This is a genomic window from Chromobacterium sp. Rain0013 (assembly GCF_015291765.1).
Classification (GTDB): domain Bacteria; phylum Pseudomonadota; class Gammaproteobacteria; order Burkholderiales; family Chromobacteriaceae; genus Chromobacterium; species Chromobacterium haemolyticum.
The window spans coordinates 3,748,072-3,765,519 of sequence record NZ_CP031514.1 but is presented as its reverse complement, the minus strand read 5'-3'; the positions used below and the strand labels follow the sequence as shown (position 1 = coordinate 3,765,519).

Annotated in this window: 15 protein-coding genes and 1 pseudogene; 10 read left to right on the top strand and 6 right to left on the bottom strand. The window is 64.5% G+C overall.

Going from position 1 to position 17,448, the window contains the following annotated elements; genetic code table 11:
• Positions 1–166 precede the first annotated feature (166 nt).
• The 7 genes and pseudogenes from DXT74_RS17305 to DXT74_RS17275 all read left to right on the top strand — a co-directional run bounded on the left by DXT74_RS17305 (position 167) and on the right by DXT74_RS17275 (position 8,394).
• A complete protein-coding gene (locus DXT74_RS17305; RefSeq protein ID WP_194426565.1) occupies positions 167–1,105 on the top strand; it encodes a choline ABC transporter substrate-binding protein in 939 nt (312 codons plus the stop codon).
• 265 nt (positions 1,106–1,370) lie between these two features.
• Positions 1,371–2,564: pseudogene (gene fdhA, locus DXT74_RS23230) on the top strand (formaldehyde dehydrogenase, glutathione-independent).
• Positions 2,565–2,583: 19 nt separating this feature from the next.
• The gene (locus DXT74_RS17295; RefSeq protein WP_194426564.1) at positions 2,584–3,207 is read left to right on the top strand and encodes a hypothetical protein; all 624 of its coding nucleotides are present in this window, start codon (positions 2,584–2,586) and stop codon (positions 3,205–3,207) included.
• Positions 3,208–3,246: 39 nt separating this feature from the next.
• Positions 3,247–3,732, top strand: a complete 486-nt coding sequence (locus tag DXT74_RS17290) for a formate dehydrogenase subunit gamma (protein ID WP_194426563.1) — start codon at positions 3,247–3,249, stop codon at positions 3,730–3,732.
• The gene (locus DXT74_RS17285; RefSeq protein WP_194426562.1) at positions 3,726–5,294 is read left to right on the top strand and encodes an NADH-ubiquinone oxidoreductase-F iron-sulfur binding region domain-containing protein; all 1,569 of its coding nucleotides are present in this window, start codon (positions 3,726–3,728) and stop codon (positions 5,292–5,294) included. Before DXT74_RS17290 ends, DXT74_RS17285 begins: the two co-directional genes overlap by 7 nt.
• Positions 5,291–8,164 carry a formate dehydrogenase subunit alpha gene (gene fdhF, locus DXT74_RS17280; RefSeq protein WP_194426561.1) on the top strand — a complete coding sequence of 958 codons (2,874 nt, stop codon included), beginning with the start codon at positions 5,291–5,293 and terminating at the stop codon, positions 8,162–8,164. Before DXT74_RS17285 ends, fdhF begins: the two co-directional genes overlap by 4 nt.
• Positions 8,161–8,394, top strand: a complete 234-nt coding sequence (locus tag DXT74_RS17275; protein ID WP_081556366.1) for a formate dehydrogenase subunit delta — start codon at positions 8,161–8,163, stop codon at positions 8,392–8,394. The genes fdhF and DXT74_RS17275 overlap by 4 nt, the downstream gene beginning before the upstream one ends.
• A 323-nt stretch (positions 8,395–8,717) precedes the next feature.
• Here DXT74_RS17275 and DXT74_RS17270 read toward each other — a convergent pair whose 3' ends face one another.
• Positions 8,718–9,644, bottom strand: coding sequence for a LysR substrate-binding domain-containing protein (locus DXT74_RS17270; protein WP_043638708.1), 927 nt, complete (start codon positions 9,642–9,644; stop codon positions 8,718–8,720).
• Positions 9,645–9,753: 109 nt separating this feature from the next.
• Between DXT74_RS17270 and DXT74_RS17265 the strand changes: the two genes are divergently transcribed.
• A complete protein-coding gene (locus DXT74_RS17265) occupies positions 9,754–10,362 on the top strand; it encodes an FMN-dependent NADH-azoreductase (RefSeq protein WP_019104426.1) in 609 nt (202 codons plus the stop codon).
• A 279-nt stretch (positions 10,363–10,641) separates the two neighbouring features.
• Here the strand turns inward: DXT74_RS17265 and DXT74_RS17260 are convergent, their stop codons facing one another.
• The 5 genes from DXT74_RS17260 to DXT74_RS17240 form a co-directional block, all read right to left on the bottom strand.
• Positions 10,642–11,262: a histidine phosphatase family protein gene (locus DXT74_RS17260; RefSeq protein WP_194426560.1), complete on the bottom strand. Its 621-nt coding sequence runs from the start codon at positions 11,260–11,262 to the stop codon at positions 10,642–10,644.
• A 71-nt stretch (positions 11,263–11,333) separates the two neighbouring features.
• Complete coding sequence (locus DXT74_RS17255) at positions 11,334–12,122, bottom strand: ABC transporter substrate-binding protein (RefSeq protein WP_114153632.1); 789 nt, start codon at positions 12,120–12,122, stop codon at positions 11,334–11,336.
• Positions 12,123–12,192: 70 nt separating this feature from the next.
• Positions 12,193–12,978, bottom strand: a complete 786-nt coding sequence (locus DXT74_RS17250; RefSeq protein ID WP_043638701.1) for an ABC transporter substrate-binding protein — start codon at positions 12,976–12,978, stop codon at positions 12,193–12,195.
• 79 nt (positions 12,979–13,057) lie between these two features.
• Positions 13,058–14,545 (bottom strand): aldehyde dehydrogenase, encoded by a 1,488-nt coding sequence (locus DXT74_RS17245; RefSeq protein ID WP_043638698.1) that lies wholly within the window; start codon positions 14,543–14,545, stop codon positions 13,058–13,060.
• A gap of 189 nt (positions 14,546–14,734) precedes the next feature.
• Positions 14,735–15,280, bottom strand: coding sequence for a cupin domain-containing protein (locus DXT74_RS17240; RefSeq protein WP_039756808.1), 546 nt, complete (start codon positions 15,278–15,280; stop codon positions 14,735–14,737).
• Between the two features lie 212 nt (positions 15,281–15,492).
• Between DXT74_RS17240 and ald the strand changes: the two genes are divergently transcribed.
• Positions 15,493–16,617, top strand: coding sequence for an alanine dehydrogenase (gene ald / locus DXT74_RS17235; protein ID WP_019104432.1), 1,125 nt, complete (start codon positions 15,493–15,495; stop codon positions 16,615–16,617).
• Between the two features lie 19 nt (positions 16,618–16,636).
• Positions 16,637–17,431 carry a gamma-glutamyl-gamma-aminobutyrate hydrolase family protein gene (locus DXT74_RS17230; protein ID WP_052052263.1) on the top strand — a complete coding sequence of 265 codons (795 nt, stop codon included), beginning with the start codon at positions 16,637–16,639 and terminating at the stop codon, positions 17,429–17,431.
• Positions 17,432–17,448: the final 17 nt, after the last annotated feature.

The following is a 17,448-nucleotide window of genomic DNA, read 5'->3' as shown; positions in this document are numbered from 1 at the left end:
TGCTGCTTCAGACTATTCAGGCACAACAGAGCAGTCTGCTTCTTCAGCCGCAAGGCCCGGTCTTGCTCCGGCTTGCGAGACTTTGAACGGGATTAGTGAACCTGTTGGCGGCGCGGCAGCGGCCGCCGGGCAGACTCTCGCCATCATCGCTGCCCGGGAGGAAGGGATGAATCGATTCAAAGCAATGTCCGCGGCGCTGCTGCTGGCCGTCGCGGGCAGCGCGGCGGCTCTGGAGCCTGCCGCTTGCCGCAATGTGCGTTTCGCCGATGTGGGCTGGACGGACATCGCGGCCACCACCGGCATGGCCAGCGTGGTATTGGAGGCTTTGGGCTACCGCCCTAGCGTGACCATGGCCTCGGTGCCCATCGCCTTCTCCGGGCTCAAGACCCGGCAGATCGACGTGTTCCTGGGGTATTGGAGCCCGTCGATGACGCCGCTGATCGAGCCCTATCTGAAAGCGGGCCAGATCAAAGTGCTGGCCGAGCCCAATCTGAGCGGCGCTAAATATACGCTGGCGGTGCCGGACTACGTGGCCGCCGCCGGCTTGCGCGATTTCAAGGACATCGCCCGCTTCAAGGCGCAACTGGACGGCAAGATCTACGGCATCGAAGCCGGCAACGACGGCAACCGCCTGATCGACGGCATGATCCGCAAGCAACAGTACGGGTTGGGCGGCTTCAAGCTGGTGGAATCCAGCGAGGCCGGCATGCTGGCCGAACTGGAACGCGCGGAGCGGCGGAAGAAATGGATGGTGTTCCTGGCCTGGGAGCCGCACCCGATGAACGTCCAGCACAAGCTGCGCTATTTGTCCGGCGGCGACGCGGTGTTTGGTCCCAATTTCGGCGCGGCCAAGGTCTTCACCGCGCTGCCGCCGGATTACGAGGCGCGTTGCGCCAATGTCGGCCGCTTGTTGCGCAATCTGCGCTTCAGCACCGATATGGAAAACCAGGTGATGGGGCCGATCATGAACAAGGTCAGGCCGGAGACCGCGGCGCGGGAATATTTGAAAAAGAACCCGGCCGTGCTCACGAGCTGGCTGGCAGGGGTGAATACCTTCGACGGCCGGCCGGGGCTGCCTGTCGTAAGCCAGGCGCTGGCGCGCTGACAGCCTGTTCAGAATTTTGAGCAAGAGCGAGACAAGGCGAGAACGGCTGAGGAAGCGGGGATTAGAAGTGGCAAATGAGCAAAGCCGAAGCCGTTCTCAACGCCATATCGATGAAGCGCAACCGGCTTTGAACAGGTTCTGAGCCGATATGGCGCGTTTGATCGCAAAGGGGTCGCTTTGACTCAAGGCCGGCGCCGCTTTCTTTCCTAGCATCGGGAGCAGATGCCGCCGGATAACCCGCCGGCGTGGCTGCGAGGAGACGATGATGACAGGCAATCGCGGAGTGGTGTACCTGGCGCCGGGACAGGTGGAAGTGAAGCCCATACCTTTTCCGGAACTGGCGTCCCCGGCCGGGCGCAAGCTCGGCCATGGCGTCATTCTCAAGGTGCTGAGCACCAATATATGCGGTTCGGACCAGCATATGGTGCGCGGCCGCACCACGGCGCCTGCCGGTTTGGTGCTGGGACATGAAATCACCGGCGAGGTGATAGAGACAGGCGGCGATGTGGAAACGCTACGCATCGGCGATCTCGTGTCGGTACCGTTCAACGTGGCTTGCGGACGCTGCCGCTGTTGCAAGGAGCAGCATACCGGCGTGTGCCTGTCTGTGAACCCGGCGCGGGCCGGCGGCGCTTACGGCTACGTCGACATGGGCGGCTGGGTGGGCGGCCAGGCCGAATACGTGATGGTGCCTTACGCCGACTTCAACCTGCTGAAATTTCCGGACCGGGACCAGGCGCTGGCCAAGATCCGCGACCTGACCTGACTGTCCGACATTCTGCCCACCGGCTATCACGGCGCGGTATCGGCCGGCGTGGGGCCGGGCAGCACGGTCTACGTGGCCGGAGCGGGCCCGGTGGGCTTGGCGGCGGCGGCTTCCGCGCGCCTGCTGGGCGCGGCGGTGGTCATCGTCGGCGACGTCAATCCGGCGCGGCTGGCCCATGCCCGCGCCGTCGGCTTTGAAACCGCGGACCTATCGCAGGATGCGACGCTGGGCGAGCAGATCGCCGCCATCCTGGGGGCGCCGGAAGTGGATTGCGCGATCGACGCCGTCGGTTTCGAGGCGCGCGGGCACGGCCACGCCGGTTCGCGCCAGGAGGCCCCGGCCACCGTGCTCAACGCCTTGATGGAGGTGACGCGGGAGGCCGGTCGCATCGGCATTCCCGGGCTCTACGTGACCGACGACCCCGGCGCCATGGACGAGGCGGCCAGGCAGGGCAGCTTGTCGGTACGCTTTGGCCTGGGCTGGGCCAAGTCGCACAGCTTCTTCACGGGACAGACCCCGGTGATGAAGTACAACCGCGCACTGATGCAGGCGATTTTGTGGGAGCGCATCAATATCGCCGAAGTGGTGGGGGTGGAGATCATCAGTCTGGACAACGCGCCCAGGGGCTATGCCGAATTCGATGGCGGCGCGCCGAAGAAATTCGTCATCGATCCGCATGGGCAGTTGCGTTAGGCTGCTTTGTTGGCTGGGGATGGGCGGCCTGGCCCTGGACGCGCAGGCCTGGGATCTGTCCGCGACCAGCCCGCTGCCCGGCGGCATTGCGCCCGGGCAGCGCATTGTGGCGCCTGGAGCCAGCCTGGGCCCCGGGCTGCCCGAAACGTCGTTGACGAGCGGGGCCTCTCCGTCTGCCGACGAAGCCGCGCTGGACGCCGACATCTACCGGAGCGGCCTCTTGAGTCCCGAGGTGGTTCGGGCGCAGGCTAAATCCAGGCTCAGCGATATCAGCGCCAGCGAGCTGAGCGCTTATCGTCTCGAAGGCATCATCCCGCAGGGGCGGGGTCGGAGCGGGCCATGGAGCAGCTTCGACTGGGTGTTCACCCGGCCCGACGGCGTATTGCTGGTGTTGAGCGAATGGGCCTTTGTCGCCGACCGCGGCGGCGTGTTGGTGCTGCAGGAAGAAATGAACGCGACAGTGCGGGGCCATCCGGGCCGCTTCCAGCTCCGGAACACGCGCTCCGGTAGGCGAGTGTCCGAGTTGAGCTGGGCCAGCCGACAAAAGCTTTACAGCCTCAAAGTATGGGACGAGGCCGGCCCAGATGCGCGGCAAACCTATAATTCAGCTTGGCTGCTGCGTTTGGCCGAGCAGATCAGATAAGCGACGCAGAAGACCCGTTCGCACTTGCTTGGAGTTGCCATGTCCTTGACCGCGGAACAACAGTCGCGCATCGCCGCGCTGGTATCGGATTACCAAACGCAGCCGGGCGGTTTGCTGCCCTTGCTGCACGCCTTGCAGGGTGAACTGGGCTATGTGCCGGACGCCGTGACACCGGCCATCGCCCGCGCTTTTCGCCTGAGCCAGGCGGAGGTGCGTGGTGTGCTCAGCTTCTACCACGATTTCCGCAGCGAGCCGCCGGCGCGCCACCAACTGCGGCTATGCCGAGCGGAAGCCTGTCAGAGCATGGGGTCGGAGGCGCTGGCGCAAAGGCTGCGCGCGCGCACCGGCCTGGACGACGCGGGCCGCAGCGCCGACGGCGGCCTGGAGCTGCGGCCGGTGTACTGCCTGGGCGCTTGCGCCTGCGCGCCGGCCCTGCTGCTGGATGGCGAATTGCACGCGCGCGTCGACGCCGCCGCGCTGGACGTCTTGCTGGCCGGCTGTTTGGAGGAGGGCGGTGCATGCTGACCTTCCATCTATCCTGTGATTCCGTTGCGCGGGCGCTGGGTACTGACCAAACCGCGCGGGCGTTGGCCGCGGCGGCGGCGGGACGCGGGCTGGAAGTGGAGATCCGGCGCAATAGCTCGCGCGGGCTGTACTGGCTGGAGCCCTTGTTGGAAATGGATACGCCGCAAGGCCGCTCTGGTTTTGGACCATTGCCGGCGGAGCAGGCGGACAGCGTGCTCGACGCCGTGTTGACTGCGGACGGCAAGCATCCGCTGGCATTGGGCCTGCTGGAACGGCTGCCCTACCTTGCCGGCCAGCAGCGGCTGTTGTTTGCGCGTGCGGGGCTGACCCGCCCTCTGTCGCTGGACGATTACCTGGCCCACGGCGGCTATCGCGGCCTGGCCCATGCGCTGGAACTGGGCGGAGAGGGCACGCTGGAGTGTGTGCTGGAGTCCGGCCTGCGCGGCCGGGGCGGCGCGGCCTTTCCCGCCGGTATCAAATGGCGCACCGTGCGTGAGGCGGCCGCGGATTGCAAGTACGTGGTGTGCAATGCAGACGAGGGCGATTCCGGCAGCTTCGCCGACCGCATGCTGATGGAGGGCGACCCCTTCCTGTTGATCGAGGGCATGAGCATCGCGGCGCTGGCGGTGGGGGCGAATCGTGGTTATATCTATGTCCGCTCGGAATACGCCGCTGCGGCGGAGACGCTGAGGCGGGCGTTGGAGATTGCCCGCCAGCGGGGTTATCTGGGGCCAGATCTGCAGGGCTCCGGCCGCGAGTTGGAGCTGGAGCTCCGTTTGGGCGCGGGCGCGTATATCTGCGGTGAGGAGACGTCCATGCTGGAATCGCTGGAGGGCCGACGCGGCGAGGTCAGGGCCAAGCCGCCGTTGCCCGCGATCAGCGGCCTGTTCGGGCGTCCCACCTTGGTGCACAACGTGCTGACGCTGGCGTCGGTGCCCGCCATCCTGGCCCGCGGCGCGCCGTATTACCGGGATTTCGGGGTTGGCCGATCGCGCGGCACCATGGCGTTTCAGCTAGCCGGCAATGTGCGGCGCGGCGGCCTGGTGGAGCGCGCTTTTGGCCTGAGCTTGCGCGAGCTGATCGAGGACTACGGCGGCGGCTGCACGAGCGGCCGGCCGGTGAAGGCGGCGCAAGTGGGCGGGCCGCTGGGCGCCTGGCTGACGCCCGAGCAGTTCGATACCGCCTTGGACTACGAAGCTTTCGCCGCCGTCGGCGCCATGTTGGGCCACGGCGGGGTGGTGGTGTGCGACGACAGCACCGATATGGCGCGCATGGCGCGTTTCGCTATGCAGTTCTGCGCCGCCGAATCCTGCGGCAAGTGCACGCCCTGTCGCATCGGCTCCACCCGCGGTGTCGAGGTGATAGACCGGCTGCTGGCGGCAGGCGACTCGACGGAGCGGGGCCGGCATTGGACTTTGCTACGGGATTTGTGCGAGACCATGCGCCACGGTTCGCTGTGCGCGCTGGGCGGTTTGACCCCCTCGCCGGTACTGAGCGCGGCGCGGGGTTTTCCCGCGGATTTCGGCCTGGACCCGGCCATCGTCGAGGAGGATGCGCCATGAGCTGCCAGTTTGACCCCAAGCTTGCCCCCACGGTGGACCTGGGCACGCCAATGCGTACCGGTGCGCCGGTGAGTCTGAGCATAGACGGCGTCGAGATCACCGTGCCGGCCGGCACCTCGGTGTTGCGCGCGGCCGCGCTGCAGGGCGTGCGCCTGCCCCGGCTGTGCGCCACGGACAGCCTGGAGCCGTTTGGCTCCTGTCGTATGTGCATGGTGGAGATCGATGGGCATCGCGGCTACCCGGCCGCCTGCACCACGCCGGTGAGCGCAGGCATGGCGGTGCGTACGCAGAGCGAGACGCTGGCCAGGCTGCGGCGCGGGGTGATGGAACTGTATGTGTCCGACCACCCGCTGGATTGCCTGACTTGCGCGTCCAACGGTGCTTGCGAATTGCAGACCGTTGCCGGCCAGGTGGGCCTGAGCGAGGTGCGTTACGGCTTGACCGGCGCTAATCATCTGGCTGAGGCCAAGGATGAGTCCAACCCTTATTTCGATTACGACCCGGCCAAGTGCATCGTCTGCAACCGCTGTGTGCGCGCTTGCGAGGAAACCCAGGGGACTTTCGCGCTGAGCATCGTCGGCCGGGGGTTCGATTCCCGCGTCCGCGCCGCAGGAGGCGAGGACTTCCTCGGCTCGGAATGCGTGTCCTGCGGCGCTTGCGTGCAAGCCTGCCCCACCGCCACGCTGGTGGAGAAAAGCGTGGTGGAGCTGGGGCAGCCGGAGCGCAGCGTGGCGACCACCTGCGCCTATTGCGGCGTGGGTTGCGGCTTCCGCGCCGAACTCAAGGGCGAGCGGGTGGTGAGAATGACGCCGGACCGGGACGGCCGCGCCAATCATGGCCATTCCTGCGTCAAGGGCCGCTTTGCTTGGGGCTACGCCACCCATCCGGACCGCATCGTCAAACCCATGCTCCGCGCCGGCATCCACGAACCTTGGCGGGAGGTGAGCTGGGAGCAAGCGCTGGGACATGTGGCCAGCGAGTTCCGCCGCCTGCAATTGCGCTACGGCCGAGACGCCATCGGCGGCATCAGCTCCAGCCGCTGCACCAATGAGGAAACCTATCTGGTGCAGAAGCTGGTGCGCGCGGCCTTCGGCAACAACAATATCGACACTTGCGCTCGGGTCTGCCACTCGCCCACCGGCTACGGTCTGAAGCAGACGCTGGGCGAGTCTGCCGGGACTCAGGATTTCGACTCGGTGCTGAGCGCCGACGTGATTCTGGTGATAGGCGCCAATCCAAGCGATGCTCATCCGGTTTTCGGCTCCTTGCTGCGGCGGCGGCTGCGCGAGGGCGCGCGGCTGATCGTCATCGACCCGCGCCGCATCGACCTGGCCGATACGCCGCACGCGGGGCCGGCGCTGCACCTGGCGCTGCGGCCCGGCAGCAATGTGGCCGTGCTCAACGCGCTGGCTCACGTGGTGGTGAGCGAGGGGCTGCTGGATCAGGACTTCATCGCTCAACGCTGCGAAGCCGAGGCTTTCCGACGCTGGCGCGATTTTGTCGTCGAGCCGGACAACGCGCCGGAGCGTGTCGCCGCGCTCTGCGGCGTGCCGGCGGATCTGATCCGCGAGGCGGCGCGGTTGTACGCGACCGGCGGCAACGCCGCCATCTACTACGGCCTGGGCGTTACCGAACACAGTCAGGGCAGCACTGCGGTGATGGCCATCGCCAACCTGGCCATGGCCACCGGCAATCTTGGCCGCGTCGGCGTCGGCGTCAACCCGTTGCGCGGTCAGAATAATGTGCAGGGCGCCTGCGACATGGGGTCTTTTCCGCACGAGCTTCCCGGTTACCGCCATGTGTCCGACGACGCGGTGCGTGCGAGCTTCGAGGCGGACTGGGGTGTCGTCTTGTCGCCAGAGCCGGGGCTGCGGATTCCCAATATGCTGGATGCGGCGCTGGACGGCGGTTTCAAGGGCTTGTACTGCCAGGGCGAGGACATCGTGCAGAGCGACCCCAATACCCAGCATGTGGCCGCCGCGCTGCTGGCGATGGAGTGCGTGGTGGTGCAGGACCTGTTCCTGAACGAAACCGCAAAATACGCCCACGTTTTCCTGCCCGGCAGTTCCTTCCTGGAAAAGGACGGCACCTTCACCAATGCCGAGCGGCGCATCTCGCGAGTGCGTCGGGCGCTGCGCCCGCTGGCCGGCATGGCGGACTGGGAGGTGACCTCGGCGTTGGCGGCCGCCTTGGGCTATCCGATGGCCTACCGTCATCCATCCGAGATCATGGATGAGATCGCGCGGCTGACACCCAGCTTCGCCGGGGTCAGCTACGCCAAGCTGGACCGGCTGGGCGGCCTGCAATGGCCGTGCAACGAGGAGGCACCCGAGGGCACGCCGGTGATGCATGTCGATGCCTTCTCACGCGGCTTGGGACGCTTCGTCGTCACGCGTTACGTGGCTACTTCGGAACGGGCGGGAAAGCGCTTTCCGCTGCTGCTGACCACTGGACGTATTCTCAGCCAGTACAACGTGGGCGCGCAGACGCGACGCACCGAGAATCGGGTCTGGCACGCCGAGGACAGGCTGGAAATCCATCCGACCGACGCCGAAGCGCGCGGCATCGTCGACGGCGACTGGGTGGCGGTGCGCAGCCGCGCCGGCGACACCGCCTTGCGCGCCAAGGTGACGGAGCGGGTAGCGCCGGGCGTGGTGTACACCACCTTCCACCACCCGGAGTCCGGCGCCAATGTGGTGACCACCGACAATTCGGATTGGGCCACCAACTGCCCGGAGTACAAGGTGACTGCGGTGGAAGTGGGTAAGACTGCCAGTCCATCGGACTGGCAGCGCCATTTCCGGGGCTTTGGCGATGAGCAGCTAAGGTTGTTGGATGCCGGACGGCGCGCGGGGAGCGAGGCGGGATGAGGCCGGAACCGCTGGTGAAGATGCTTAATGAGATCGCGCGTTTTTTCGAGGATGCCCAGAGCGGCGACGCAGCGTTCGAGATTGCTCAGCATCTGAAGCGTTTCTGGACGCCCGCCATGCGGGAAGGCTTGCTCGGGCATTGGCGCGCTGCCGGCGCGGCGAGCGGGTTGACCCCGCTGGCGGCACGGGCCTTGGCGTGTCTGGAGAGTATGCCCGGCAAGGCGCGCTAAGACCCGCTAACAAAACCCCTGATCCTGCGTTGCGCCTCCTTGCCGTACTACTTGTACTGCCTGCGTCGGCGCGCCTTGGCTCAGGTGCGCTGCGCGGTTTTGTTAGCGGCTCTAAGAACCTGTTCACGATCTGCTGCGCGTCGTGAAGCGTTGCACGGTGAGTACAAGCTCAAAATGCTCATGTACCACGTGTACATTCCGCTTTTTCGCTCGTTTTCGCCTTGTCTCACCCTTGCTCGCGTGATCGTAAATGCGTGTCGTGAAACGTGGCTCGGTGAGTGCAACTTCGGAATGCTCATTAGCTCGCGAGACTTTGAGCAGGCTTAAGGCGCCAGCTGATAAACCGGGTGGTCCGGCGGAATCAGTTCGGTGGCGAGGAAATCGATGAAGGCGCGCACCGCCGGCAGTAGGCCGCGTCGGGTGGGGAAGGCGGCGTGCAGAATACCCCAGGGGATGTCGTAGTCCGGCAGTAGCCGCACTAGTTGACCGGCCTGCAGCGCCTCGTGGCAGACCAGCTCCGGCAGCGCGGCCACGCCCAGGCCGGCGATGGCGGCGTCGCGCAGGACGATCAGGTCGTCGGTCATCAGCCTTGGGCTGTCTATTTGTACGGTGTAGGCGTGGCCGGCCTGGTCCAGCAAGGCCCATTGGCCGCGGCCGTCGGGGCGGCTCATGGTGAGCGCCGGCCAGCCGGCCATGTCGGCCGGATGTCTGGGGGCGGGGCGCTCGGCCAGCAAGGCCGGGCTGGCCACCAGGGATGTCAGGGCGGTGGCCAGCCGGCGCACCACCAGGTTGGCGCTGTCTTCTATCACGTTGCGCACGCGGATGGCGACGTCCACGCCTTCTTCTATCAGGTCCACGCGCCGGTTGCTGGAATCCAGCTGCACTCGCAGCAGCGGGTGGCGAGCCATGAAGCGCGGCAGCGCCGGGGCCAGCAGGGTCTTGGACAGCAGCTCCGGGCAACTGACCTTGATCAGGCCCCGCGGCTCGGCGCTGCTGCGGGCGATGGCCTCGTCCGCGGCCTCGGCTTCTTCCAGCATCGCCTGACAGTGTTGGTAGTACTGTTGGCCGATTTCGGTCAAGGACAGGCGGCGGGTGGTCCTTTGCAGCAGCCGCACTCCCAGCCGCTGTTCCAGTTCCGCCACGCGGCGGGAAAGCCGGGACTTGGGGATGCCCAGTACGCGGCCGGCAGCCATGAAGCCGCCGTGCTCAACCACTTTGGCGAAGTAGAGCAGATCGTTCAGGTCCTGCATGATTGTCTCGCTGATGGAACAATGTTTCCGGTTTTTGCAGTCTAGTGCGGATTGGTGCGGAAAACTATCATGCAATCACTTTCTCTACCAAGACACGAAGGACCCGACCATGAAACTGTTGCATCTCGACTCCAGTATCCTCGCCGCCAACTCGGTTTCCCGCCAACTGACCGCCGTTGTCGCCGACACCCTGCGCCAGCGTCACGCCAATGTGGAAACCTCCTACCGCGATCTGGCCAGCCAGCCCATCGCCCATCTGTCCGGCGAAATCATCGGCGCCAACTTCACCGCCGAGGCGGATTGGACCGCCACTCAGCGCAGTGAAGCCGCGCTGAGCAATGAGTTGATCGAAGAATTCCTGGCCGCGGATGTGGTGGTGATCGGCGCGCCGATGTACAACTTTTCTATTCCGTCGCAGCTGAAAGCCTGGGTGGACCGCGTGGCCGCCTCCGGCCGCACTTTCAAATACACCGAAAACGGCCCGGTGGGCCTGGCCGGCGGCAAGAAGGTGATCGTGGTGTCCTCGCGCGGCGGCGTTTACAGCACCGAGCAAGGTCAACTGATGGATTTCCAGGAAGACTACCTGAAGACGGTGATGGGCTTCCTGGGCGTGAACGACGTGGCCTTTGTCCGCGCAGAAGCGGTGAACATGGGCGAAGACAAGCGCGCCACCGCCATTCACGCGGCAAAGGACGCCATTGCCAAGTTGGCGCTGTAATCCTCCAGACGCAAACGAAGACAGCCGGCCCTGGATGGGCCGGCTGTTTTTGCGTCAGCAGCTTCTCATAAGCTGTTCATAATCTACTGCGCTTTGCGAGATGTGACACGGTGAGCACGGCATTCGGAATGCTCGTTTATCACTTGTAAATGCCGTTTCCTCCGCCGTCTCCGCTTTGCTTCGCTCGTGTTCAGGATACTTTGAACAGGCTCGCAGAAGGCGAGACAAGACGTACGCATTGTGTCGCCTCACAATGCTCAGTTGATGGTAAAAATATTCTCAGGGCAGCCAGCAGGTGGACGACAATTTATCCAGTCCTTGCTGCTCGCGGCGGAACTTCGCCTTGGGCGGAGTGTGGCTGTAGTCGAGGGTGAGAATGAAGAGGCCGTCGAAGTCATTCTTGTCCCACTTGGGCACCTGATTCGCGCCGTTCTTGCCGCCGTACTGGCGCATGATGTTGCTGGCGAGGACTTGCAAAAGCTTGTGTTCCCAGGCGATGAAGACCAGTTTGCCATGGTGCAGCGGGTCTATTAATTGCTGCTGCAGGCCGTCTATGGCCGCGGTTTCGAAGTTGGTGTTGACCGGCAGGCCCAGGGAGATGGCGGTGGGTTCGATGGTGGCCAGCGGCCGGATGTAGTTGAAGGTGCCGGCCGGGTCGCTGGCCTGGCTGGCGGTGGACGGCGCGTAGATCTGGTCCGGTTTGCCAAAGCGCTGCGGCAGCACCTTGGCCAGCGCCAGCGAGCGGTTGAAGCCCTTGCAGTCTAGCTGGCCGTAGCCGCCTTCCGGCTTTTCGCCGTGGCGCATCATGACCAGGGTTTGCACCGTGCCGTCATCGTTGGCGGCATGGACGGGGGAGGCCGCAAGCAAGAGCAGCAGGGCGAGGCGACTCAGGGTTTTCATCGGATAACTCCTGTGGTGAGCATAGCGCAGTGTCGCGCGCGTTTGCGCCAGACGGCAAGCTGGACCTAGGGTCAGGGCTGCAGTTGCAGTTGGGCCACGCTGTCCGCGCTCAAGTATTTGCTGAAGATCTTGCGCAGGGAGCCGTCCTTGGCCATTTGCTGTAGCTGGGTCTGCCATTGTTCCGCCTGTTGTTGGCTGAAGGCGCTATGCGCCAGCATCAGGCCACCGGCGATGCGTTCCGAGCTGGGGAACAGGTCCAGTACCGCAACCTGGCCGGACAGGGCCGGGGAGTTGAGCCAGTTGTCGTAGCTGAAAGGGTGGGCAAAGGCGGCGGTGACGATGCGCTGGGACAACATGGCGTAGAGGTCGCGCTCGTCGTTGGCCATCACTACCTTGCCGCGTTTGGTCAGTTGTTCGATAAAGGCGTCCTGTTCCGGGCTGTGGCGGTAGCCGCGGATCACGCCCCATTTAACGGCTGGCTCGGCCAGCAGTTGGTCCAGCGTGCGCGCGCCAATCTGGTTGGATAGCAAGATCATGTTCTTGCTGTAGAAGTAGGGGTAGATCCAGGCGTATTTGCGGCGATCCGGGGTGGGGACGGTGGAGGTGCCCAGGTTGAGTTGGCCGTGTTCCAGCATTTTGAGCACGCGGATGCGAGGGTAAACGTCTTCCTGAACGATTTTGCAGCCCAGCCGGCGCGCCAGCTCATGCACTAGGTCCACGTCGTAACCGTGGCCGTTTTCATAGGCGCTGCCAATCAGGTAGTAACCCACTTTCAGGCCATCCGCCGGGCAGGGCGAATCGCCCAGCGCCGCCATCGAGGCCAGCGCGCCGCCAAGCAGCGCCGCCCAGTGTGCTTTCATGCCGTTCTCCCGTACGCGTTCCGTTTAGCTATAGCCGGATTCGCCGAGTCTTGCCGCGAGAGGGGGAGGGTTATTCCAGCATGCTGCGCACGCTGTCTTCGCTCAGGTATTTGCGCAGAATGCGTTGCAGGCTGCCGTCAGCGCGCATTTTGTCCAGTTCAGCCTGCCAGCGGCGCATCTGGACCTCGCTGAAACTGCGGTGGGACAGGACCAGGCCGTTTTCCAGGCTGCTGTCGTGGAAGGGGTCCATGACTTTGACTTGCAGCCGTCCGCGCGGTTGGCCGTTGATCCAGTGGTCGTAAATCTGAGGCTGGGAAAAGGCGGCGGAGATGGCGCCGCTACGCAGCATGTCCAGCAGGTCTTCTTCGTTGGAGGCGCAGATCAGCTTGTCTCGCTTGGCCATCTGTTGCAGGAAATAGTCCTGCAGCGGGCTGTTGCGGTAGCCGATGACGGCGCCCCATTTCAGCTTGGGGTCGTTCAGCCATTGCTCCGGCGTTTTGCCTTGCACCGCCGGGTTGAGCAGGGTCATGTTGCGGTCGCGGGTGTAGGGCAGTACCCAGGCGTAGCGCAGCCGCTTTTGCAGCGGGATGGTGGAGGTGGCCAGGTTGAGCTTGCCGTGCTGCACCAGCAACAGCACGCGCAAGCGCGGGTATTCGCGCTCTTCGCGGATGTTGCAGCCCAGCCGGCGCGCCAGTTCGTGGACCAGATCCACATCGTAGCCCTTGCCGCCTTCATAGGCGGTGGCCGTTGGGTAGTACCCTATCTTCAGTCCTTCCGCCGGGCAGGCGGGCGCCGCGGAACCGGCCGCCGCCGCCGCGGCGTAAAGGCAGAGGAGGGCGGTCAGGCACTTGATCATGTCGCATCCTTTGCCGAGGGAGATGAAAACAAGACAGGCTGCCGGAGGGGCAGCCTGTCGGCGGCGCTGTAAACGCGGTTTACAGCTTGATCAGCGTGCTCTTCAGCTCAGTGTATTTTTCCAGCGCGTGCAGCGACTTGTCGCGGCCGTTCCCGGATTGCTTGAAGCCGCCGAAGGGGAAGTTCATGTCCCCGCCTTCATCATAGCAATTCACCCATACCGTGCCGGCGCGCAGGCGGCGGGCCACCTGGTGCGCGGTGCTGACGTTGGAGGTCCACACCGCGGCCGCCAGGCCGTATTCGGTATCGTTGGCGATGCGGATGGCGTCTTCCACGTCGTCGAAGGTGATGACGGACAGCACCGGGCCGAAGATTTCTTCGCGGCAGATGGTCAGGTCCGCGCTGGGGCAGTCAAACGCCGTCGGTTCGATGAACAGGCCGGTATCCGTGTGGGCCGGTTTGCCGCCAAACAGCTTCTTGGCCCCTTCACTGTCGCCCTTGCCGATGTAGGACAGCACCTTGTCGTACTGGATGCGGTCCACGATGGCGCCCATATTGGTGGCCGGGTCCAATGGATCTTGCGGATAGTAGCGGGCCGCGGCCGCTTCCAGTTCCTGCAGGAAGCGCGCTTTGATGTCGCGGTGGACCAGCACGCGGGAACCGGCGGTGCAGACTTCGCCCATATTGTAGAAGATGCCGCCGGCGGCCGCGCGCGCCGCCTGGGCGATGTCCGGGCAGTCCGGCAGAATGATGTTGGGCGATTTGCCGCCCAGTTCCAGCCAGACGCGCTTGAGGTTGGATTGCGCGGCGTAGCCGGCGATCAGCTTGCCCACGCCGGTGGAGCCGGTGAAGGCGACGCAGTCCACATCCATGTGCAGCGCCAGCAGCTTGCCCACGTCGCCCGCGCCGGGCAGCACCTGGAACACGCCGCTGGGGATGCCGGCTTCTTTGGCCAGCGCCGCCAGGCGGATGGCGGTGAGCGGGGATTTTTCCGAAGGCTTGATGATCACCGGGTTGCCGGCGGCCAGCGCCGGGCCAAACTTCCAGCTGGCCATCATGATGGGGTAGTTCCACGGTACGATGGCGGCCACCACGCCGATGGCTTCGCGGGTGACCAGGCCCACTACCTTGGGGTCCACCGGCGCCACTTCGCCGCCAATCTTGTCGATGGCTTCGGCGAACCATTCCACGCAGTAGGCGCTGCCGGGCAGGTCCACGCTGAGGGTGTCGCTGATGGGCTTGCCCACATCCAGGGTTTCCAGCAGCGCCAGCTCATCGCCATGCTCGTGGATCAGCGCGGCGAAGCGCTTGAGGATGCGGCCGCGCTCGCGCGGCGGCAGGCCGGACCAGGCGCCGGAGTCGAAGGCTTGGCGGGCGGCGCGCACCGCGCGCTCCACGTCGGCTTCGCCGCACCAGGCCACGTCGGCCAGCTTCTCTCCGTTGGCGGGGTTGTTGCAGGCAAAACTTTTGCCGTCTTGCGCCGCGCAGTACTCGCCGGCGATGAAGGCGCGCCCTTCGATCTTCAGTTGAGCGGCGAATTGCTTCCATTCGGCATGCGTTCTAGCCATTTACTCTCTCCTTATGATTGATCCTGCGCCGTTCGTTGGCGGCGCCGGTATCGCTTGACGCGGGTTTGACTGCGTTGTCGTCTGTCGTGGGCTTGGAGCCGGCGCGGCGGGCAAAGCTCCCCGGCCTGGCCTTATGGCCTGCTGGTCGCCGGATGCGGTCTTGCCGGCGCTTCTTGTTCTCAATGATGCTCAGAATGTGGGGGGCGAACTGGCGCTGACCACTTCGCAGGTTTCAGCCCCGGTATTGCGAAAGCGATGCGGCAACCGGCTGTCGAAGTAATACGCGTCGCCCGGTCCCAGGATGCGGCTCTCGTTGTTCACGGTCACTTCTATACTGCCTTTGATGATGACGCCGCCCTCTTGGCCTTCGTGCGTCAACATGTCCGGCCCGGTGTCTGCGCCGGTTTCGTAGACTTCGCGCAGGATGGCGATGTCGCGCTTGTCGTGGGCGGTGCCCACCAGCAGCAGCTGGATCTGTTCATTGCCCAGATTGGGTAATTCGTGGGCTTGGTAGAACACTCGGGCTTGTTCCGGGTCGGAATCGAAGGTGAAAAAATCCGCCAGCGTCATCGGCAGGCCTTCCAGCACTTTTTTCAGCGAGCTGATCGAAGGGCTGACCCGATTTTGCTCTATCAGCGAAATGGTGCCGTTGGTGACTCCGGCTCGTTTGGCCAGCTCCCGCTGAGACAGCCCGAAACGATCCCTGACCATGCGTAATCTCGCGCCAACGTCCATGGATTCCTGCTCCGTCAGTATGTTAATAATTTTAGACGCTTTATGATAATTATTTTGTACGGACTCTGCACTACTTGCTGCGACGCAAAATCGAATATCTTTGCATCGTTGGGGGTTTATAGTCAGAATCAGAAACAAGGGGCAAGCGTGTTGTGAATTTTCTTAAACGCTTGCGCGGCACTTCCGCAACAAATCTAAGTGAGGAGAGCGACATGCTGATCGGTGTTCCCAAGGAGATCAAGAACCACGAGTATCGTGTTGGCCTAACCCCGTCTGGAGTCCGGGAGTTAGTCGCCAACGGTCACAAGGTTTTGGTCCAGACCCAGGCCGGCCTCGCCATCGGATTCACCGATGAACAGTATATCCAGGCCGGCGCTTCCATTGCTTCCAGCGCCGAAGAAACCTTCGAACGCAGCGACATGATCGTCAAGGTGAAAGAGCCGCAGCCGGTGGAGTGCCGCATGCTGCGCCGGGATCAGATCCTGTTCACCTATCTGCATTTGGCGCCGGATCCGGAACAGACCAAATTATTGCTGGAATCGGATGCTATTGCCATTGCTTACGAAACCGTCACCGACGAACGCGGCGGCCTGCCGCTGCTGGCGCCGATGTCGGAAGTGGCCGGCCGCATGGCGATACAGGCTGGCGCTCACGCGCTGGAAAAAGCCCAGGGCGGCCGCGGCGTGCTGTTGGGCGGCGTGCCGGGCGTAGCCCCGGCGCGAGTGGTGGTGATAGGCGGCGGCGTGGTGGGTTTGAATGCCGCGCGCATGGCCATGGGCGCCGGCGCAGAGGTCACCATCCTGGATAAATCGCTGCCGCGCTTGAAAGAAATCGACATGGTGTTCGGCGGCCGCATCAAGACGCTGGTGTCCAACTCCGCCAATATCGAAGACTGCCTGCGCGAGGCCGATCTGGTGATCGGCGCGGTGCTGATTCCGGGCGCGGCGGCGCCCAAGCTGGTGACGCGGCCGATGCTGAAGATCATGAAGCCCGGCGCGGTGCTGGTGGACGTGGCCATAGACCAGGGCGGTTGCTTTGAAACCAGCCGGCCCACCACGCACCAAGACCCCATTTATGTGGTGGACGGCATCGTCCATTACTGTGTAGCCAATATGCCCGGCGGCGTGGCGCGCACCTCCACTCAGGCGCTGACCAACGCCACGCTGCCGTACACGCTGGAACTGGCCAACAAGGGCTGGCGCCAGGCCTTGCTGGACAACGCTCATCTGCGCAACGGCCTCAACGTCTGTCGCGGCCGGCTCACTTACCAGGCGGTGGCTCAGGCGCTGGGTCACCCGTTCATCGACCCGATAGAAGCCATCAAGGCGGCTTCCTAACCCGTATCAAGGATTCGAAATGTTGCAAGCTATCATCGGCATACCCTGTGACATCAAGATGGTAGGCCCGTTGCCGTTCCACGCCGCAGGCGAAAAATACATCGCCGCGGCGGCCGGCGGCGCCGGCGGCGTGCCGGTGCTGCTGCCGGCGCTGGGCGACAAGACCGCGCTGAAGGACGTGCTGGAGCTGGTGGACGGCGTGCTGCTGCCAGGCTCGCTGTCCAATGTCGAACCGCACCGTTACGGCGGCGCGCCCAGCCGGCCCGGCACCATGCACGACCCGATGCGCGACGCCACCACCTTGCCGTTGATCCAGCAAGTGCTGGAGCAAGGCATCCCTCTGCTGGGCATCTGCCGCGGCTTTCAGGAAATCAACGTGGCGATGGGCGGGGAACTGTACCAGCACGTGCAGGAAGAAGAGGGCAAGCGGGATCACCGCGAGCCGGACACGCCGGACGTGGACGCGATGTACGCCTTGTCCCACTCGGTGCGTTTCGCCGATGACGGCCTGCTGCGGCAATGGACCGGCCAGGACTCCGCCATGGTCAATTCCCTGCACCAGCAGGGCATCAAGCGGCTGTCCGATCGCTTGATCTGCGAGGCGGTGGCCGACGACGGCCTGGTGGAGGCCTACCGCGTGCGCGACGCCAAGGGCTTCGCCTTCGCCGTGCAATGGCATCCGGAATGGAAGTACTGGGACAACCCGCTGTCCATGGCCATCTTCAAGGCATTTGGCGACGCCTGCCGCCAACGCCGCAACCAGCGGCAACGCGGGCCGCAATTAACCGAGACCTTGTGTCACCACTCGGAATAACACACACAGAGGAAGAA